We start from the raw sequence: 20,389 nt of genomic DNA, 5'->3' as shown, positions 1-20,389 counted from the left end.
GTCATGATCGCGCAAAAATCCCATTTGGCGAATATCGATGTTTGGAAGCAATGGAGAGAAGACCGACAGTTGAAAGCGAAGCAGGCGCTCATCGAAACCTATTTGCCGTTGGTCGATTACGTTTCGGGTCGACTTTCCATCGGTCTGCCTAAAAACGTTTCGAAAGAAGACTTATCCAGCTGCGGTATTATGGGCTTGATCGATGCCATCGAAAAGTTCGACTACGAGCGAGGACTGCAGTTTGAAACATATGCCTCCTGGCGCATTCGTGGAGCGATGATTGACGGGCTCCGTCAAGGCGACTGGGTCCCCCGTTCCGTGAGGGAGAAGGCCAAGAAGATCGAGGACGCTTATCAAAAGCTCGAACAGCAATACTTGCGTTCCGTAACCGATAGCGAAATGAGCTCTTATCTGGATGTTAGCGAGCAGGAATTTCAACAGATGGTACAGGAAATCGCAGTGACGACTGTCTGTTCGATCGACGATCCTATTCGGGAGGAAGATTCGGAGACGCGGCTTTCTTTGTTAATTGACGAAAAGGCGAAAAGTCCGGAATCCAAAGTCAATGAAGTATATTTAAAGGAAACGTTAGCTAAAGCTATCGAACGGTTGACGGAAAAAGAGCGGACCGTTGTATCCCTCTTTTACTACGAAGAATTGTCTTTAAGCGAGATCGCCGAAGTCATGAATCTTTCCCCATCCAGAATATCACAGCTGCACTCAAAAGCGATTTTGCGGTTAAAGGGTTCTTTGAGCCGTCATAAGTCGCAGCTATTTTATGACTAAGGGGTCGGAAAGTGGGGAGAATGATGGCCGATCTGGCGATGCCGCTCAGCTATTATATGGATATTTCGTTGTCCGACGACAAACTGTTCGCTTACCTCAAGTTTGCGAATTGCGAGGATTCGTTCCGTGTCTCCAAAGAACAGCTTAAGGAATTGATTGCCTCGTATCACATCGTATACGGCATAGATGAGGAGAATATCGCCGCGATCGTAGACGATCCGAAGGCTTTCTTCTTCTCTCAGAACGTAATCGCCAAAGGCGATGCGCCGAAGAACGGTCAGGACGGGCGCGTCCAAATGATGTACAATTTGGACGACAAATCCAAAAGCCCGGCTGAGCTGGAGGACGGTAAGGTCGATTATAAAGAAGTGACGACGATCCATAACGTGAAAAAGGGGCAGTTGATCGCCCAAAAAATTCCGCCCGCCTTAGGTGTTCCGGGACGCGCGGTAACCGGGGAAACGCTTTTTGCGAAGGATGGGAAAGAAGCTCGCTTCAAGCTCGGCAAAAACGTCGTGACCGATCCGGAGCAGACGGCCATTTATGCTGCCATTGACGGCATGGTTACCAAGACAGACCGGGATAAAATCAATGTGTTTCCGATCTTTGAAGTGAACGGGGATGTCGATTATAATGTCGGAAATATTGATTTTGTCGGGTCCGTCGTCATCCGCGGCAACGTTCTGCCGGGCTTCCGCATTAAAGCGGTGGGAGATATCCGCATCACAGGCAGTGTGGACGCCGCAGACTTGGAGGCAGGCGGCTCCATCGAGATCAGCGCGGGAATCCTTGGGCATAACAAAGGAACGATCCGCGCCGGAAAACGGGTAAAAAGCTCTTTTATCCAGGATGCCAACATCAATGCGGGAGAGGAAGTGCTGGTCAGCCAGAGCATTATGCACTCTCAGGTGCGCGCTGGCAAACAAGTTGTATGCAAAGGCACCAAGGGACTGATTGTCGGAGGAATGATTCAAGCGGGCGACGCGGTTATTGCCCGAACGATCGGCAACTCCATGTCGACCGGCACGGTCATCGAAGTCGGCGTCCTGCCGGAGCTACGCAACGAGCTTCAGCAGCTTCGCACGCAACAAAGAGCTTTGAGCGAGAACCTGGACAAAACGGATAAAGCGCTCGTGCTGCTCGACCAATTGGCAGCCACGGGACAGCTTGGGCCGAACAAAGTGGCGATGCGGGTTAAGTTGAATCACACCAAGAAACAGGTTACGGAAGAAATTACGAGCTCCAGGGAACGAATGCTGGAAATTGAAAAATCGCTTGAAGACTCGGAAAAAGCAAAGGTCGAAGTCATTTCTAACGCCTACAGCGGAACGAAAATCGTGATCGGCCGATATACCAAGTTTATTAAAGATACTTCTCCCCGCGTCAGGTTTCAACTGATCGACGGAGATATCGCGATGCTTCCTATCGTATAAAGGCTGACGTGTGCGTACAGCTCGAAGGAGGGGATGCCGGTGAGCATGAAACCGGTTGAAATGCAGTTTGCGCTGCATAAGAACGACGAAGCCGGTCTGAAGCAGCATCAAATGGTGCAAAAGCGAGTGGAAGACCAGGCCATGCTGAACAGCTCCAACGAGAAGTCTACGATAAAAGAACGTCAGGTTAGCGCCAAGACGGAGGAGACCGGTCAAGCTTCGATCAAAGACGATCAGTCGGACCGTTCGGGCGAACGGAACTCCCGAGGCGGCGGAGGGGCCAAGAAGTCGGCTGAGGAAGCCAAACAGGCGTCAAGCGGCACCGCGCCGGAGCATCCGTTCAAGGGGCGTCATATCGACTTGACTTTATAACTATTTTGTTGTGAAACTAGGTGAATGCAATTGGACCAACCTTGGGTATACATCGTGCTGGTCGGGCTTCTAATCGTGGTCTATGCAAAGATTATCCCGCGAAAATCCGAAGGAGCGGCCAAGCCCGACGGCGCCATCGTAAAAGAGATGGAGCAGGCAATGGATCACTTGGCTATGGAGCTTGAGGAGCAAAACAAAGCGCTGATCGAGCTGTTCTCCGGGACCAAACAAACGTACGAGGAGCATGCGGCTAAACTGACCTCGCGTGTGGAAACGCTTGAAAAGCAATGTCAGGAGCTGCGGCACGAACTGGGCCGGCTGACGTTCTCGGAGGAGCAGCGGCGCATGTCCCGCCAAGCCGACGCGTTAAAGCTGGGAGAAGCGTTGGGAGCGAGCGCCGGGGCCTCGGTATCGCCGGCCTATTCGGAGTCCGCCGCGCCCGACGCGCAGCCGGAAGCAGCGAACAAAGCTGCGATGAATATGAAGGAGCGCTACGGCGAGCTGTTCGGATTGTACGAGTCCGGCAAATCGACGGACTATATCGCCAAGAAGCTGGGCATGAACAAAGGGGAAATCAGTCTGATCCTGCAGCTTGCCAAACAGGAGGAACGCTCGAATGCTTAAGAACAAATCGCTTCTGTACGGGCTCGGCACCGGTTTGATTTTGGGCGCCGTTCTGCTTCAGCTGATGAATGCGGTTGCTCCGTCGAGCAGCGCCGCTTCCAAGCAGCCCGCGGCAGGACAGGCGCCCGAGGAGATGGACCGCATCCGGCTCAAGGAAGCCGCTTCTACCTATTTTAATGTGTACGACAAAAGTCAAAAGCTGTACGACCAGCCGCAGGTCGATGCCATGATCGCGCAGAAGCTGAAAGAAGAGAAGGACAAACAAGCCGCACAGCCGCAGTCTGCCGCGCCCGATAAGGAAACGTACATTTATGTCTCCAAAGGCATGACTGCGGCCCAAGTAGCGGATTTGCTGCAGCAGAGCGGCGTTATTGCAGACCGGACCGCCTTAGTAGACGAGCTGAGACAAAAGCAACTCAACGATAAAATTATCTCAGGCGTGCATGGATTTAAGGGGTCTCAAGAGCTGACGCAAATCATAGCCAATTTAACGACACCATAAAACGATCAGACTCGGGCGGTTGGGGTCTGACTTTGTCTTTTTTCGTCGAGCTGCCGCGGGTGTTGCATACGATTGTCAGTTATGGTATAGTAATTTTCGGTGTTAAAAACCACACGTCGGTTAATTCCGGTAATGGTGCTCCCACTGGGTTCGACAGATGCTTGCTTAAGCGTCTCGGCCAAGGAGTTTTACCGGGAGATGCGATCGGCGGAGGAAACCACAAAAACCAATTTAGAGGAGGTGCGTGAGGATGGCAGTTATCTCCATGAAACAGCTGCTTGAAGCTGGGGTACACTTCGGTCACCAAACCCGTCGTTGGAACCCGAAAATGGATCGATACATCTTCACCGAAAGAAACGGAATTTACATCATCGACCTGCAAAAAACGGTCAAAAAAGTTGAGGAAGCTTACAACTTCGTCAAGTCCGTAGCCGCAGAAAACGGCACGATCTTGTTCGTAGGTACGAAAAAGCAAGCACAGGATTCGGTTAAAGAAGAAGCTGGACGTTGCGGAATGTACTACATCAACCAACGTTGGCTCGGCGGTACGCTGACGAACTTCCAAACGATCCAAAAACGGATCAACCGTTTGCACGAGCTGGAAAAATGGGAACAAGACGGCACGTTCGAAGTGCTGCCGAAAAAAGAAGTTATTATTCTTCGCAAAGAAAAAGATCGTCTTGAGAAATTCTTGGGCGGTATTTCCCATATGAAAGGTCTGCCAAGCGCACTGTTCATCATCGACCCGCGCAAAGAGCGCATTGCCGTTGCGGAAGCGCGCAAGCTTGGTATTCCGATCGTTGGTATCGTAGACACGAACTGCGATCCGGACGAAATCGACTACGTGATCCCGGGTAACGACGATGCAATCCGTGCCGTGAAATTGCTGACGGCTAAAATTGCCGACGCGGTTATCGAAGCTCGCCAAGGCGAAGAGACTTCAGCTTAATGCATTGAATACGAGAAAGGGTGGTTTAAAGGTGCAAAATCCTTTCACCGCCCTTTTTTTGGGAATACATATCACATTCCAAGGAGGCCAAATCATGGCAGTTAGTGCAGCAGCAGTAAAAGAATTGCGCGATAAAACAGGAGCAGGCATGCTCGATTGTAAAAAAGCATTGGAAGAAGCAAACGGCGACTTGACCAAAGCTGCCGAGATTTTGCGCGAAAAAGGTCTTTCCGCGGCAGCCAACAAAGCAGGCCGGATCGCAACGGAAGGCATGATCGAGTCCTACATTCACGCCGGCGGCAAAATCGGCGTATTGGTTGAAGTAAACAGCGAAACTGACTTCGTTGCGAAAAACGAGCAGTTCAGAACGTTTGTACGCGACATTGCTTTGCATATCGCAGCTTCCAACCCGAAATTCCTTCGCCGTGATGAAGTTCCGCAAGAAGCGCTGGACAAAGAGCGCGAAATCTTGACGAACCAAGCGCTGAACGAAGGCAAGCCGGAAAAAATCGTCGAGAAAATCGTCGAAGGACGTCTGGCGAAATACTACGAGGAATACTGCCTGCTTGAGCAGCCTTTCGTAAAAGACCCGGACAAAACCGTAGAAGAAGTACTGAAAGAAAACATCGCAACGATCGGCGAAAACTTGTCGATCCGCCGCTTCGTTCGTTTCGAGCTCGGAGAAGGCCTGGAGAAGAAACAAGAAAACTTCGCTGAAGAAGTTATGTCCCAAGTTAAACTGTAATTCAACAAGATAAATGCAAGGGAACGAGGAACACGCTGTGTTCCTTGTTTTTTAACAGAAAGCTTTAGCGGTCTGATTGAAATGGAGGGGTTGGAGCTTGGAACGTCCGATTTATAAAAGAGTCATTTTGAAATTAAGCGGAGAAGCGTTAGCCGGACAACAAGGTTACGGCATCGACTCCGAGATGATTTCGTCCATCGCCCAGCAGGTGAAGGAAGTAGTGGATCTTCAGGTGGAGGTCGCCATCGTCGTTGGCGGCGGCAACATCTGGCGCGGCATTGCCGGAAGCGCAAAAGGCATTGACCGGGCAACTGCAGACTACATGGGTATGCTGGCTACGGTGATGAACTCGCTGGCGCTGCAGGATGCGCTGGAAACGATCGGCGTACCGACACGGGTACAAACGTCCATCACGATGCAACAGGTTGCAGAACCGTACATCCGCAGAAGAGCGATCCGGCACTTGGAAAAGGGCAGGGTTGTCATTTTTGCGGCAGGAACGGGCAATCCGTATTTCTCGACGGATACGACCGCGGCGCTTAGAGCAGCCGAAATCGAAGCGGAAGTGATCTTGATGGCGAAGAACAAAGTCGACGGCGTCTATACCGCCGACCCGTTCAAAGACACTACCGCGCAAAAATTCGAAACGCTGACTTACCTCGAAGTGCTGAACAAAAACCTTGGCGTTATGGACTCGACCGCATCCTCCTTATGTATGGACAACAATATTCCGTTGGTCGTCTTCTCTATTACGGAAAGCGGCAATATCAAGCGCGTCGTAGTTGGGGAGAAGATCGGCACGATTGTAAAAGGGAGTGTGTAATCTATGCCGCAATCCATTAAAAAAAGTGCGGAAGATCGCATGGAGAAAGCGATCGCCGCGCTGAAGAAGGAGCTGGCTTCGCTTCGGGCGGGGCGGGCAACCCCTGCACTGCTGGATCGCGTTCAAGTCGAATACTACGGCTCTATGACACCGGTAAATCAGCTGGCGAACATTAATACGCCGGATTCCCGCACGCTGATGATTCAGCCGTGGGACAAAAGCTCGGTTGCCGCTATCGAAAAAGCGATTATGAAATCCGATCTTGGATTGACGCCTTCCAACGACGGCAGCGCGATCCGTATCGTCATTCCGGCTTTGACGGAAGAACGCCGTGCCGAGCTCGTCAAAATGACGCGCAAGTTCGGTGAAGAAGCGAAAGTGGCGATCCGCAACATCCGCCGCGACGCGAACGACGATATCAAAAAACTGGAGAAGACGGGTATATCGGAAGACGAGTCCCGCCGTCATCAGGACGACATCCAGAAGTTCACGGACAAGCATATCGCGGAAGTCGACAAAGTATTGGCTGCCAAAGAAAAAGAAATCATGGAAGTGTAACCGGTAAAGACCCCCTTATTCGAGGGGGCTTTTAGTCTTTCCTGATGGGGGATTCAGACATGATGTCATTCAAAAAATGGTTTGGAAGCAAACCAGAAGGAGAGCAAGCCGCTCTCAAGCTGGATGCGGACAACATTCCGAACCATGTCGCCGTCATCATGGACGGTAATGGCCGATGGGCACAAAAGCGGGGACTGCCGCGGGTGGCAGGCCACCATTCAGGTATGAAGAACGTAAAAAAAATTACGATGGCCGCAAACAGCATCGGTGTGAAGGTGCTGACACTGTATGCTTTTTCCACGGAAAATTGGAAAAGACCGAAGGAAGAAGTCGACTATTTAATGAAGCTCCCGATGGAATTTTTTCCGAAAGAAATCGGCGAACTGATTGCGAATAACGTCCAGATCCGTATGACGGGCTGGCAGGAAGATCTGCCTGACTTTACGCTGAAAGCGGTTCAGGACGCGATCGATCAAACGAAGCACAACACCGGCCTCATTCTGAACTTTGCGCTAAATTACGGAAGCCGCAAAGAAATGCTCAAGGGCATCCAGCAGCTTGCTCAGGATATGAAAGAAAATAAAGTAGCCGCGGACGAAGTGGACGAGGCGCTTTTCTCCAAATATTTGTTAACCGATCCGCTCCCGGACCCCGATCTTCTGATACGCACCAGCGGAGAGCTTCGGATCAGCAACTTTATGCTTTGGCAGTTAGCTTATTCGGAACTATTTTTTACAGATTTGTGCTGGCCGGAATTTACAGAGCAGCATTTCTACGATGCTGTCGGGGAGTACCAACGCCGCGCCAGAAGATACGGCGGTTTATAGCGGCCGTTGACAACAGGTAGGGGCAGCTCGGCTTATGTCCGTCTGCCAGCATAAACGATGGAGGAATCGCGATTTGAAGCAGCGAATTGTCACAGGAGTCGTGGCAGGGCTCGCCTTTTTCATCCTGTTGTATTTGGGAGGCTATTGGTTTGCCGGGTTAATCCTGGTATTGTCGCTGATCGGGTACGACGAGTTTTTACGGATGAGCGGTCTTAACAAGAACAAAACGATCTCAATTTTAGGCTATCTAGGGGTCATCGGCCTTGTTGTACCGTGGCAGGAGGCCGGGATTTCGATAGAGCGCTTGATTTGGTTGTTTATGTTTGTTTTTCTGGCCGTTACCGTTATTTCGAAAAACAAAATTACGATCGATCATGTGACTACGGCATTTTTGGGCATGGTGTACGTGGGTATCGGCTTTCATTACATGGTGGAGACGCGCTGGCTATCCGAGAATGGGCTTTATTGGACGCTGCTTGTATTTTTATGCATTTGGTCAACGGATTCCGGCGCGTATTTTACCGGATCGATGATTGGAAAAACACCGCTCTGGCCTGCCATTAGTCCGAAGAAATCCGTCGAGGGAGCGATCGGCGGCACGGCATTGTCCATTGTCGTTGCACTCGGCTTTGCCTGGTACCGTCCGGAGCTGCTTAGCTTTGCGCAAGCGATTTGGATCGGGCTCGTCATTGCGATTGTCGGTCAGATGGGCGATTTGATTCAATCCGCCTATAAGCGGGTCAAGGGCATCAAAGATACGGGAACGATCCTGCCGGGACACGGCGGCGTGCTTGACCGCACTGACAGCTGGCTGATCGTGTTTCCGTTCCTTCATTTAGCGGCTCTGCTCCCGCACGTATAACTATTGCCCCCGAGGTGAACGTTGGTGAAAAAAGTCAGTATTCTGGGGTCTACCGGTTCCATTGGAACCCAGACCTTGGATGTCATATCGCATTACCCGGAACGTTTCGAGGTGGAAGGGCTTGCCGGTGGTTATAATATCCCGCTCCTGCTGGAGCAAATCGAGCGCTTTCGTCCCCGCAAGGTAGCCGTTGCGACGAAGGAAGCGGCGGAACAGCTGCGTGCGGCAGCGAAATCGGACGCTCAGGTTCTATACGGTGAAGAGGGGCTGCACGAAATTGCGGCGGGCACCGATGCCGAGCTTGTGGTCACCGCTATTGTCGGCAGCCAAGGACTTAAGCCGACGCTGGCCGCGATCGACGCGGGTAAGCATATCGGTCTTGCCAATAAGGAGACGTTGGTTAGCGCAGGGCATCTAGTGACGGAATTAGCGCAGCGCCGCGGCGTCGCTTTGCTTCCGGTCGATAGCGAGCATTCCGCCATATTCCAATGCTTGAACGGAGAATCGCGGGATCGCGTACATAAAATTACGTTAACCGCTTCCGGGGGATCGTTTCGTGACCGCACCCGGGAAGAGCTTACACATGTAACGGTTGAAGATGCGCTCAAGCATCCGAATTGGTCGATGGGAGCGAAAGTTACGATCGATTCGGCGACGATGGCGAACAAAGGGCTGGAAGTGATCGAAGCCCACTGGCTCTTCGGCTTGCCTTACGATCAGATAGAAGTACTGATTCATCCCGAAAGCATTATCCATTCATTCGTTGAGTTCGTAGACTACAGCATTATCGCCCAGTTAGGGATGCCGGATATGCGGGTGCCGATTCAGTATGCGTTGACCTATCCGGACAGGATGGCAACGCCTTCCGAACGTTTGCGTTTATCCGATGTCGGGAAGCTGCAGTTTCGCGAGATGGATTTCGACCGGTATCCGTGTTTGCGGATGGCGTACGAAAGCGGACGGACGGGCGGCTCCATGCCCACCGTGTACAATGCGGCTAACGAAGTTGCGGTAGAACGGTTCTTGAAAAGAGAAATTTCATTCCTGGCCATCGAAGAGGTGATTGCCAGGGTCATGGACAAGCATTCCCCGATCCCGGGCCCGGATTTGTCCGCCATCCTGGAGATCGACCGTTGGGCCCGGGAAGAGGCGCGCAGCTTGGGCTAAAATGATCCGTTTGAAGATGCGACGCCAGGGCATCTTTCGGCGAAGCTGCTCATATGTTCATATCATGAGTCCCGGCTTGTATTCCCTTTGGGATTAATGCTAATCTTAAAGGAAGGCTTCGGACGATTTTCATGCAGCCAATACCATTTGCCCATAGCTTGGATATGAACATTTGCGCTTAAGGAGGCCGTACACCCATTGGCTAACATCCAGATCGTATTTCAAATTGTTCTTTTGTTTTTTGTTCTAGTCACGATTCATGAATGGGGACATTTTTACTTTGCCAAGCGAGCGGGCATTCTCGTTCGGGAATTCGCTATCGGCTTCGGTCCCAAGTTACTCTCCTCCAAACGCGGAGAAACCCGGTTTACACTCAGACTTCTTCCGATCGGCGGGTTCGTCCGAATGGCCGGGGAAGATCCGGAGATCGTTCAGATCAACCAGGGTCAGCGTATCGCCGTGCAGTTGGACGATAATCAGGTCACACACATTTACTTGAACGAGTTCGAAAGCCGCCGGGAAGCGATTGAAGGCGTCGTCGAGCAGATCGATCTGGAAAAAGATTTGTTCGTCCGTCTGGATGTCGATGGGGAAATCGAACGTTATTCGATTCATCCTCAGGCCATGATGGTGTCCAAGGAACAGGAGACCCAGATTGCCCCGTTGGACCGCCAGTTCGGGAGCAAGTCGGTAGGACGGCGCGCAATGGCTATCTTTGCCGGACCGCTGATGAATTTTATTCTTGCCTTGGCGCTATTTGTAACCGTAGTGTTCGTAGCTGGACTGCCCGACAAGGTGAAAATTCAGGAAATCAGTTCAGCTTCCGCTGCGGAGAAAGCGGGGCTCCAGTCCGGCGACATTATCCTTCAGGTAGATCATGTGCAGATCGGCTCCGACCGCAATAAGCTGACCGGCTTAATTCAACAATCTCCGAATAAACCGATGGTATGGATTATTGAGCGCAACAAGGAGCAGATCCGCAAAGAAGTGACTCCGCTTATGGACAAGGACGGCGTCATTCGCGTCGGCGTCTCCCTTCTGACTGAAACGCGCCCTGCCACGGTGCTCGAAGGGTTTACCGGAGGCTGGAACACCCTTGTTTCCGCATCGACCATCATCCTGGACGGCTTTGGCAAGCTGGTGACGCTTCAGGTAAAAATGGACGATTTGGGCGGTCCGGTAAGGATCGTGGAATTTACAAGCCAGCAAGCTAGCGCAGGGTTTATCCAATACATCTATTGGATGGCCGTTATGAGCCTTCATTTGGGATTGTTCAATCTGCTGCCGATCCCGGCGCTGGACGGAAGCCGGCTGCTGTTTTTGCTGCTGGAGGCGCTCCGCGGCAAGCCTGTCGATCCGAGTCGCGAAAGCATGGTCCATTTTGTCGGCTTTGCGATGATGATGCTGCTTATGATCGCTGTCACTTATAACGATATATTACGTTTGATTAAAGGTTAACGAATTGCCGTCCGTAGGGGGAAAACAGAACGATGTCGAACCAAAAGCAAGACAAACAGTTTGTGAAAGAAATTACGCCGCAGGGCGAGGATTTCTCCCGCTGGTATATTGATGTCATTAAAAAGGCCGATCTCATGAGCTACTCGCCTGTCCGCGGATGCATCGTATTTAAACCGGACGGGTACGAGCTTTGGGAAAATATTCAGCGGGAGCTGGACCGCCGGTTTAAGGAAACGGGACACCGCAACGCTTATTTCCCGCTGTTCATTCCCGAGAGCTTTTTCCAAAAAGAAAAAGAACATGTGGAAGGGTTCAACCCGGAGCTGCCGTGGGTAACGGAAGCAGGCGGTGAGAAGCTCGAAGAGCGGCTGGCGATTCGCCCGACATCCGAGACGATGATCGGCCACATGTATGCGGAGTGGATAAATTCCTACCGCGACCTGCCGCTCTTGATCAACCAGTGGGCCAACGTGGTCCGTTGGGAAAAGCGGACGCTGCCGTTCTTGCGTACAAGCGAGTTTTTATGGCAGGAAGGCCACACGGCTCACGAGGATGAAGCTGATGCGCGCAAAGAAACGATGCAGATGCTGGAAATTTATCGTTCTTTCGCCGAAGAGTTCTTAGCGATTCCGGTCATTATGGGCCAGAAGACGCCTTCCGAGAAGTTCGCGGGCGCCGTCGATACGTATTCCATCGAAGCGATGATGAAGGATGGCAAAGCGGTGCAAGCGGGAACTTCCCACTATTTGGGCACGAACTTCGCCGTGGCGTTTGATATTAAATATTTGGACCGCGAGAATCAGCATCAGTTCTGCCATACGACCTCTTGGGGAGTCAGCACCCGTCTCATCGGAGCTCTGATCATGGTTCACGGCGACGACCGCGGTTTGGCTTTGCCGCCGAAGATCGCACCGACGCAAGTCATCATGATTCCTATCGGTCCTCCGAAGACGAGAGAGCAGGTTGTCGGCCGCGTAGACGAGCTGTACGCCCAGTTGAAGCAGGCTGGCGTACGTGTGAAAGTGGACGATCGGCCGGACCAAAGTCCGGGCTGGAAATTTAACGAATACGAAATGCGTGGCGTACCGGTCCGCGTCGAGCTGGGACCGCGGGACATGGAAAACGGGCAAGTGGTCCTGGTGTCCCGGATTACCGGAGAGAAGCGTGTCGTCCAGCAAGACCAATTTGTAGAAGAAGTGCAAAAGCTATTGACGGAAACGCAGCAGGAAATGTATGATCGAGCCAAGCGGTTCCGCGACGAAAGCATGACTGAAGCGGATACGGTGGACGAGCTGAAATCGTTCCTCGAGCAAAAACGCGGCTTCGCATTGTCGGGCTGGTGCGGCTCCGCCGCCTGCGAAGCGCAGGTCAAAGAAGAGGCAGGCGCAACGAGCCGCAATATTCCGTTCGAGCCGGGCGTATCCAAGCCGAAATGTCTCGTCTGCGGCGAAGACGCCAAGCACACCGTCGTCTTCGGCAAATCGTATTAATTAACACGATTTTTTCTACTAACGCAATGTAATTAGGAGTTTGTGTTTAGAGTTGGCTTAAGTTGCTTATTTCTTCGAAGGGCCTCAGGAAAAGTGTTACCACGGAGAGTGAAACGGCCGCCTTTGAAATCAAGTTGTTACCTTGTAGGTTTTTATAAAATAAGGCAACTTGATTTCAAGAGCGGTGGAGTGGTAATACTTTTCCGACGCGGCAGTTACTGAAGATGATCGCTACATTTCTAAAACAAACGCCTAACCTTTTACATAAGGGGCAATGGGAAAGCAACACTCCTTTTGCCCCTTTCATCGTTTTACGGGGGAGGAGCACCATGAGCAATGACAGTACGGCGCTGAAACGGGACCGCTTTGAAATGCTGATGCAGCAGGCCAGTGTACCGGCAGACGTGGTTCGGTCTTTTTTTTCGGACGGGTATATCGATAAAGTGGAAACGAGCCGCAAAAACAGGGAATGGACGTTTCATATCGTCAAAACTCAAGTGGTGCCGCAAGATATTTACCGTTCCTTCTGCAAAATGATCCGGGACAAATTCTCGCACATCGCTGCCATCCGTTTCGTGCTCCAATACACGCCGGATGTGAAGCCGGAAGAAGTGGCGCACGAATACTGGAGCATGTTTCTCGAATGGGTGCAGCGGGAAGCGGCATCGATTAACGGCTGGATGACCAAGGCCAAAATTGAAACGAACGGGAACGTGCTTACGCTTTATTTGCTAGACACGATCGGCTTTGAATTGGCTAAGAAAAAAAATATCGGCGGACTGATTCAACGATATTTCAGCGGATTTTTCGGCGTGGATTTTCATGTGAAGTATGCGGTCAGCGATTCCCGTGAAGAAGAGCTGGAGAAATTCTCGAAGCAAATCGAGCAGGAAGAGAAAGAAGTAACGATTAATATCTTGACGGCTGTTGAGGCGGAGAACGAAGCGGATGCGCAGCAGGATGCGGAGCTGAAGCTGATGGTCGGTTATGACATTAAAGATCCGGCGGTTCCGCTGCAGGACGTCAGGGATGAAGAGAAGAAGGTTACGGTACAAGGCACGGTCTTCGGCCTGGACACGAAAGAGCTGAAGAATGGCAGCACGCTGTTCATATTCAACGTTACCGACTTTTCGGATTCGATCATGGTCAAGGCGTTTGCCAAAACGAAAGAAGACGTTAAAATTTACAGCCTGATCACGAACGGCAAGTGGCTGAAGCTGCGCGGCCGGGTCGAGTACGACCGGTTTATGCAAATCCCCGAGCTCGTGATGATTCCTTCTGACGTCAATGAAATCGTTGCCCCGCCGGACCGGAAGGACGATGCGGAAGAGAAGCGTGTGGAGTTTCACCTCCACACGGCGATGTCTACGATGGACGGAATCACGCCGGTCGACCAATATATCAAGACCGCAGCCAAATGGGGCCATAAAGCGATTGCCGTGACCGATCACAGCGGTATTCAATGCTTTCCGGAGGCGTATAAGGCTGCGAAGAAAAACGGGATCAAGGTCATTTACGGCTTGGAAGCCAACGTCGTCAACGATTCCGTGCAGGTCGTTATGAATGCGACGGACATTAGCCTGACCGATGCGGAATATGTCATTTTCGATATTGAGACGACAGGGCTTTCTGTTACCAGCAACAAAATTATCGAGCTTGCCGGCGTCCGCATGAAAGACGGTAAAGAAATCGACCGGTTTGCTACGTTCATTGATCCGCATGAGCGCATTCCATACAACATTCAGCAGCTCACCAACATTACGGACGACATGGTCAAAGGTGCGCCCGAGCTGGAAGAGATGCTGCCCAAGTTTATCGAGTTCGTAGGGGATAGCGTTCTGGTAGCGCATAATGCGCGATTCGATATTGGGTTCATTCAAGCAAACTGCAAACGGCTCGGTTTGCTCGAAGTGACTAATCCTGTGCTGGATACGCTGGAGCTTGCCCGGCTGTTGTTCCCGACGCTTAAAAATCACCGGCTCAACACGCTATCCGATAAGTTCAAGGTCGGCTTGGACAACCATCACCGGGCGATCGACGACTCGATTGCGCTTGGTCACGTACTTTTTCACCTGTTGAAGGAAGCCGGGGACCGCGGCTATAAGCTGCTGTCCCGTTTGAACGACGAGGTCGGCAAAAACCTCAAAACGCAGCGGCCATTCCATTGCTGCATTTACGCTAAAGACATGACCGGCAAAAAAAATCTGTTCAGTCTAATATCCCTTTCGCACACGGAGTATTTTCACCGGGTGGCCTGCATTCCGAAGAGCAAGCTGATGGAAATGCGCGAAGGCTTGATCATCGCTTCAGGCTGCGAAAAGGGCGAGTTTTACGAAACGGTGCTGAACAAATCGGTCGAAGAAGCGGAAATGGTCGCAGCATTTTACGACGTGCTCGAAATTCAGCCGATTGGCGTGAACATGCACTTGGTGGACAAAGGATTGGTCGGCAGCCCGGCGCAGCTGGAGAATGCCAATCGCAAAATTGTCGAAATCGGCCGCAAGCTTGGCAAGCCTGTTATTGCGACGGGCAACGTGCATTATCTGCATCCGCGGGAAAAAATATACCGTGACATCACCATTCACGGAATTACCGGCTTTAGCCCGCTTAAGGATATCCGCAAGCCGGATGTGCACCTTCGCACAACGAAAGAAATGCTTGCAGAGTTCGAATACTTGGGGAAAGAAACGGCTTACGAGGTCGTTGTGAAAAATACGTCGGAGCTTGCCGACCGGTTCGAGGAATTGGAGCTGTTTCCGACCAAGCTGTTCACGCCGATTATCGAAGGAGCGGACGATGAGATCCGCGATACCTGCTACGATACGGCGAAGCAGATTTACGGAGACCCGCTGCCGGAGGTTATTGTAGCGCGACTGGAGAAGGAACTTGTGCCGATTATCAAGTACGGTTTCTCGGCGAACTATCTGATCTCCGAGCGGCTTGTTAAGAAGTCGAACGCCGACGGCTATCTAGTCGGTTCGCGGGGCTCGGTCGGTTCCTCGGTCGTAGCGACATTCCTCGGCATTTCCGAGGTTAATCCGCTGCCGCCGCATTACATTTGCAAATCGTGCAAGCACAGTGAATGGATTCTCGACGGATCGATTCCCAGCGGCTTCGACCTGCCGGACAAGAACTGTCCGAACTGCGGGGAAAAGCTGAAAGGGGAAGGCCAGGACATTCCGTTCGAAACGTTCCTCGGCTTCAAGGGCGACAAGGTTCCCGATATCGACTTGAACTTTTCCGGCGAATACCAGCCGCACGCGCATAACTATACCAAAGAGCTGTTTGGGGAGAAAAGTGTGTTCCGGGCGGGCACGATCGGTACGGTTGCGGAAAAGACGGCATTCGGTTTTGTAAAGAAGTATGAAGAAGAGCATGGCAAAAAGTGGCGCGGAGCGGAGTTGAACCGGCTGGCTTCCGGCTGCACGGGCGTAAAGCGAAGCACCGGCCAGCATCCCGGCGGGATCGTAGTCGTGCCGGATTACATCGAGGTCGACGATATCACTCCGGTGCAATTTCCGGCCGACGATACGAGCGCCGAATGGAAAACGACGCATTTTGATTATCACGCCTTCGACGCCAACCTGCTGAAGCTCGATATTCTGGGACACGATGATCCGACCATGATGCGGATGCTGCAGGATTTGACCGGCGTCGATCCGACAACGATTCCGATGAACGATCCGAAAGTCATGAGCATGTTCAACTCCGTGGGCGCGCTCGGCGTGACGCCGGAGCAAATCCGGACGACGGTGGCGACCTACGGGGTGCCGGAGATGGGGACGAAGTTCGTGCGCCAGATGCTAGAGGAAGCAAAGCCGTCCAGCTTTGCGGACTTGCTGCAAATTTCGGGTCTCTCCCACGGAACCGGCGTGTGGCTCGGCAATGCGCAGGAACTGATCCGGAAAGGCATCTGCACGATTAAGACGGTGATCGGGTGCCGCGACGATATCATGCTGTATTTGATCTACAAAGCGGGTATGGACGCGGGGCTGGCGTTTAAAATCACCGAGAGCGTGCGGAAGGGGAAAGGGCTCACCGACGAGTGGAAAGAAGATATGAAGAAGCATAACGTTCCCCTGTGGTACATCGATTCGTGCGAAAAAATCGAGTACATGTTCCCAAAGGCACATGCTTCCGCTTACGTTATTTCCGCGGTACGCACCGCTTATTTTAAGCTTTATTACCCTATCGCTTACTATGCGACTTACTTTTCCGTCCGCGCGCAGGATTTCGAGATCGAGCTGCTGTGCCAAGGCTACGACGCGATTTTGCGTAAACTGATCGAAATTGAGGAAAAAGGGTTCCAGGCGACGCCAAAAGAGAAAAGCATGATCTCCATTCTCGAAATGGCGCTGGAGATGTCGGCCCGCGGCTTTTCCTTTAAACCGATCGATTTGTACAAATCGGAGGCGACAAAGTTTCTTATCGAAGACGACTCGCTTATTCCGCCGTTTTCCGCCGTTGCGGGGATCGGGGAGAACGCGGCGAAGAACATCGCGGCTGCCAAAAACGACGGCCCGTTCTTATCGATAGAGGACTTTCAGACCCGAAGCAAGGCGTCGAAGACGATCATCGAGCTTCTTGGCGGCATGGGCTGCTTCCGAGGCCTTCCGGAAACGAATCAGCTTTCGCTGTTTTAGAACTCGTGAAGAAGTCTTTTTTGCTTCCTCAAGCGCCTTTTTACGCCTTATTGCATGATCTCTGTACTTGTGGTATAATCTTCTTCGGTAGCAATGTAATATCTCGTGACCAAAGAGTGGGGAAACCCACTCTTTACATTTTGTATAAGGCCCCAAAGCGAGTGAAGACGCTGAGCTTCCATACTCTAACTATCGCTCGCTTTTTCACCCTACTAAGGAGGAACGCACGTTTGAGCACAAACATCAAATCCACTGTGGAAGAGCTGGTTCGCCCTTTTTTGGACGAAAACGGATTTGAGCTGGTCGACATCGAATATGTGAAAGAAGGCGGCAACTGGTTTTTGCGAGTATATGTGGATAAAGAAGGCGGCATCGATATCGATGACTGCGGCCGCATCAGCGAGTACCTCAGCGCCAAGCTGGATGAGAAGGACCCTATCGAATCGGCTTACTTCCTGGAAGTGTCTTCGCCCGGGGCGGAGCGTCCGCTCAAGAAGCCTCAGGACTATCGTAAAGCGATTGGCGAGCATGTCTTCGTGACGACGTACGAACCGGTAAACGGTTTGAAGGAATTCGAGGGCACGCTCGTGTCGTACGACGAACAAACGGTTGTCGTCGAGGTCGGCAAGAAAAAGCACGAAATCTCGTTTGACAAAGTGGCCGGCGCCAGGCTCGCCATCAAATTCTAGTCGATCTGCCAAAGCGCTGGGCAGCTCGTATTTTATGAGAGGGGGAACTCCATTCAAATGAACATGGATTTTATCGAAGCGCTGAACGAAATCGAAAAGGAGAAAGGCATCGCCAAAGACGTGCTGATCGACGCGATTGAGGCAGCGCTGATTTCGAGCTATAAGCGCAATTTCAATACCGCGCAAAACGTGCGCGTCGACATCAACCGCCATACGGGTCTTATTAAAGTATACGCCCGCAAAACGGTCGTCGACGACGTGCTTGATCCGCGGCTGGAAATTTCGCTCTTCGCTGCAAGAGAAATGAACCAAAATTATCAGCTGAACGACATCGTCGAGATTGAGGTTACTCCTCGCGATTTCGGCCGGATTGCGGCGCAGACGGCGAAGCAGGTCGTCACGCAGCGGATCCGCGAGGCGGAGCGCGGGCTGATCTACAATGCCTATGTCGATAAAGAGGAAGATATCGTCAACGGCATCGTGCAGCGTCAAGATACGCGCAACCTGTATATCGATTTGGGCAAAATCGAAGCGGTCATGCCGCTGAACGAGCTGATGCCCACGGACAAATTCAAGCACGGAGACCGCATTAAAGCGTATATCACCAAGGTCGAAAATACGACCAAGGGGCCGCAGATCATTTTGTCCCGTACCCACCCGGGGCTTTTGAAACGGTTGTTCGAGCTGGAAGTTCCGGAAATTTTCCAAGGGGTCGTCGAAATTCGTTCCGTCGCTCGCGAAGCCGGCTTCCGTTCCAAGATCGCTGTATACTCCCGCAATCCGGAAGTCGATCCGGTCGGTTCTTGCGTCGGGCCGAAGGGCATGCGCGTGCAAACGATCGTCGGCGAGCTGAAGGGCGAAAAAATCGACATCGTCCGCTGGATGGAAAGTGTGGAGGAGTATGTCGCCAACGCGCTCAGCCCGTCCAAGGTGCTGGAGGTGCAAGCGTTCGAAGCTGAGAAAATGGCCCGGGTTATCGTTCCGGACTATCAGCTGTCGCTTGCCATCGGCATTAAAGGGCAGAATGCGCGGCTGGCCGCCAAATTGACCGGCTGGAAGATCGACATTAAGAGCGAGACGCAAGCCGAGCAGGAGTACGGCCGACCGAAGACATATGCTGAAGAAATGCACCAGGATTCCGTCAGTATCGATTAATTCGCAGACATCGGTCTGACGGCCATGCGGGAGGGGGATGATCCGATGAAACAAAGAAAAATACCTCTGCGTAAATGCGTAGCCTGCCAGCAGATGATGCCTAAGAAAGAACTAATCCGCGTGGTGAAAACGCCAAATGATGAATTGCTCATCGATTTGACGGGAAAAAAAGCCGGACGCGGCGCCTATTTGTGCGGTAAACTATCCTGCTTCAAGCTGGCCAAGAAATCGCGTGCGCTGGATCGCGCACTGAAATCGTCGGTCAGTCCGGATATATACGACGCTCTCGAGCAGGATTTTATTAAGGTGGAAGACGAATTTATTGCCGGAAAAGACGCGGTGGATGATGAACAAGAATAGCGGCAAATTTTTCTCGAATCTGGGGCTCGCCATGCGGGCGGGAAAGCTGATTACCGGTGAAGACATGGTGATCGAATCGGTCCGAAGCGGCGAAACGAAGCTTGTAATCGTGGCCGAGGACGCTTCCGCAGGCACCTTCAAGAAAGTGAACGATAAGTGCATTTATTATCAAGTTCCTATCCATCAGTACGGCCGTCGGGATCAGCTTGGGGCAAGTATCGGTAAAGAAGCGCGAGTCGTCATTGGGGTAAACGATGCGGGATTTGCGCGGATGTTGTTGAAGCAGTTAGATCGTACGGAGGTGGACGGTATTGACGAAACAAGACAACAATAAAGACAAACTCAGAGTGTACGAATATGCCAAATCTTTGAATATGAGCAGTAAAGAGATCATCACAATATTAAAAAGACTGGATCTTCCGGTCAACAATCATATGAGCGTAATGGAGAATGATGCGGTGTCAAGTGTAGAGAAATTTTTCAGAGATGTTAAAGCCAATGCAGCAGCAAAACGGAGCGAGGGCGGAGCCAAAACAGGGGATAAGCCGACCAATCGTCCGGAGTCCAAACAACAAACCGTAGCGGCGCAGCCAAAACCGGAACAGCGCCCGCAAACGACGCAAGTACAATCGGCTGCACCTAAGCAAAACAACGGTCAGGGACAAAACAGACCGCAAGGTCAAGGCGGCGAAGGCCGTCAAGGTCAAGGCCAGCCTCGCCAAGGGGATCGCCAAGGACAAGATCGCAATCGTGGTGGTCAGGGTCAAGGAGGCCAAGGCGGCGGCTATCGCGGCGGTCAAGGCCAAGGTCAAGGAGGCCAAGGCGGCGGTTATCGCGGCGGCCAAGGTCAGGGTCAAGGGGGCCAAGGCGGAGGCTATCGCGGCGGCCAAGGTCAGGGTCAAGGAGGCCAGGGCGGAGGCTATCGCGGCGGTCAAGGCCAAGGTCA

20 protein-coding genes are annotated in these 20,389 nt (G+C 52.1%); all 20 read left to right on the top strand.

Features of this window, described 5'->3' with window-relative positions; all coding sequences use genetic code 11:
- Nucleotides 1-3 precede the first annotated feature (3 nt).
- On the top strand, nt 4-786 hold the full coding sequence (locus BLO51_RS06600; protein ID WP_036676395.1) for a FliA/WhiG family RNA polymerase sigma factor: 783 nt from the start codon (nt 4-6) through the stop codon (nt 784-786).
- A 23-nt stretch (nt 787-809) separates the two neighbouring features.
- A complete protein-coding gene (locus BLO51_RS06595) occupies nt 810-2,219 on the top strand; it encodes a flagellar assembly protein A (RefSeq protein WP_090668766.1) in 1,410 nt (469 codons plus the stop codon).
- Between the two features lie 39 nt (nt 2,220-2,258).
- On the top strand, nt 2,259-2,591 hold the full coding sequence (locus tag BLO51_RS06590; protein WP_090668643.1) for a hypothetical protein: 333 nt from the start codon (nt 2,259-2,261) through the stop codon (nt 2,589-2,591).
- Nucleotides 2,592-2,621: 30 nt separating this feature from the next.
- Nucleotides 2,622-3,215 carry a hypothetical protein gene (locus tag BLO51_RS06585; RefSeq protein WP_245719548.1) on the top strand — a complete coding sequence of 198 codons (594 nt, stop codon included), beginning with the start codon at nt 2,622-2,624 and terminating at the stop codon, nt 3,213-3,215.
- Nucleotides 3,208-3,717, top strand: coding sequence for a hypothetical protein (locus BLO51_RS06580; RefSeq protein ID WP_090668637.1), 510 nt, complete (start codon nt 3,208-3,210; stop codon nt 3,715-3,717). The genes BLO51_RS06585 and BLO51_RS06580 overlap by 8 nt, the downstream gene beginning before the upstream one ends.
- A gap of 250 nt (nt 3,718-3,967) precedes the next feature.
- Entirely contained in the window at nt 3,968-4,666 is a 699-nt protein-coding gene (gene rpsB, locus BLO51_RS06575) for a 30S ribosomal protein S2 (RefSeq protein ID WP_090668634.1), read from the top strand.
- Between the two features lie 94 nt (nt 4,667-4,760).
- Complete coding sequence (tsf, locus tag BLO51_RS06570) at nt 4,761-5,411, top strand: translation elongation factor Ts (RefSeq protein ID WP_090668632.1); 651 nt, start codon at nt 4,761-4,763, stop codon at nt 5,409-5,411.
- 97 nt (nt 5,412-5,508) lie between these two features.
- The gene (gene pyrH / locus BLO51_RS06565) at nt 5,509-6,234 is read left to right on the top strand and encodes a UMP kinase (RefSeq protein WP_090668629.1); all 726 of its coding nucleotides are present in this window, start codon (nt 5,509-5,511) and stop codon (nt 6,232-6,234) included.
- A 3-nt stretch (nt 6,235-6,237) separates the two neighbouring features.
- A complete protein-coding gene (gene frr, locus BLO51_RS06560; protein WP_090668626.1) occupies nt 6,238-6,792 on the top strand; it encodes a ribosome recycling factor in 555 nt (184 codons plus the stop codon).
- 59 nt (nt 6,793-6,851) lie between these two features.
- Nucleotides 6,852-7,619 (top strand): undecaprenyl pyrophosphate synthase, encoded by a 768-nt coding sequence (locus BLO51_RS06555; protein WP_090668622.1) that lies wholly within the window; start codon nt 6,852-6,854, stop codon nt 7,617-7,619.
- Between the two features lie 73 nt (nt 7,620-7,692).
- Nucleotides 7,693-8,481: a phosphatidate cytidylyltransferase gene (locus tag BLO51_RS06550; RefSeq protein ID WP_090668620.1), complete on the top strand. Its 789-nt coding sequence runs from the start codon at nt 7,693-7,695 to the stop codon at nt 8,479-8,481.
- Between the two features lie 24 nt (nt 8,482-8,505).
- The gene (locus BLO51_RS06545) at nt 8,506-9,648 is read left to right on the top strand and encodes a 1-deoxy-D-xylulose-5-phosphate reductoisomerase (protein ID WP_090668617.1); all 1,143 of its coding nucleotides are present in this window, start codon (nt 8,506-8,508) and stop codon (nt 9,646-9,648) included.
- A 198-nt stretch (nt 9,649-9,846) separates the two neighbouring features.
- On the top strand, nt 9,847-11,106 hold the full coding sequence (gene rseP / locus BLO51_RS06540) for an RIP metalloprotease RseP (RefSeq protein WP_090668614.1): 1,260 nt from the start codon (nt 9,847-9,849) through the stop codon (nt 11,104-11,106).
- A gap of 32 nt (nt 11,107-11,138) precedes the next feature.
- Nucleotides 11,139-12,596 carry a proline--tRNA ligase gene (gene proS / locus BLO51_RS06535; protein WP_090668609.1) on the top strand — a complete coding sequence of 486 codons (1,458 nt, stop codon included), beginning with the start codon at nt 11,139-11,141 and terminating at the stop codon, nt 12,594-12,596.
- Nucleotides 12,597-12,925: 329 nt separating this feature from the next.
- The gene (locus tag BLO51_RS06530; protein ID WP_090668604.1) at nt 12,926-17,239 is read left to right on the top strand and encodes a PolC-type DNA polymerase III; all 4,314 of its coding nucleotides are present in this window, start codon (nt 12,926-12,928) and stop codon (nt 17,237-17,239) included.
- A 230-nt stretch (nt 17,240-17,469) separates the two neighbouring features.
- Nucleotides 17,470-17,928 carry a ribosome maturation factor RimP gene (gene rimP / locus BLO51_RS06525; protein WP_090668598.1) on the top strand — a complete coding sequence of 153 codons (459 nt, stop codon included), beginning with the start codon at nt 17,470-17,472 and terminating at the stop codon, nt 17,926-17,928.
- A 57-nt stretch (nt 17,929-17,985) separates the two neighbouring features.
- Nucleotides 17,986-19,083 (top strand): transcription termination factor NusA, encoded by a 1,098-nt coding sequence (nusA, locus tag BLO51_RS06520; RefSeq protein WP_090668595.1) that lies wholly within the window; start codon nt 17,986-17,988, stop codon nt 19,081-19,083.
- Nucleotides 19,084-19,128: 45 nt separating this feature from the next.
- Nucleotides 19,129-19,443 (top strand): RNase P modulator RnpM, encoded by a 315-nt coding sequence (gene rnpM / locus BLO51_RS06515; RefSeq protein ID WP_010491249.1) that lies wholly within the window; start codon nt 19,129-19,131, stop codon nt 19,441-19,443.
- On the top strand, nt 19,430-19,777 hold the full coding sequence (locus BLO51_RS06510) for a YlxQ family RNA-binding protein (protein WP_090668764.1): 348 nt from the start codon (nt 19,430-19,432) through the stop codon (nt 19,775-19,777). The genes rnpM and BLO51_RS06510 overlap by 14 nt, the downstream gene beginning before the upstream one ends.
- The coding region (locus BLO51_RS06505) for a translation initiation factor IF-2 N-terminal domain-containing protein (RefSeq protein WP_174551201.1) at nt 19,755-20,389 on the top strand (635 nt) is incomplete at its 3' end. The genes BLO51_RS06510 and BLO51_RS06505, both read left to right, overlap by 23 nt.

The organism is Paenibacillus tianmuensis (assembly GCF_900100345.1).
In the GTDB taxonomy this organism is placed as follows: domain Bacteria; phylum Bacillota; class Bacilli; order Paenibacillales; family NBRC-103111; genus Paenibacillus_G; species Paenibacillus_G tianmuensis.
The sequence above is the reverse complement of the archived record's forward strand: the minus strand, read 5'-3'. Positions and strand labels throughout refer to the sequence as shown.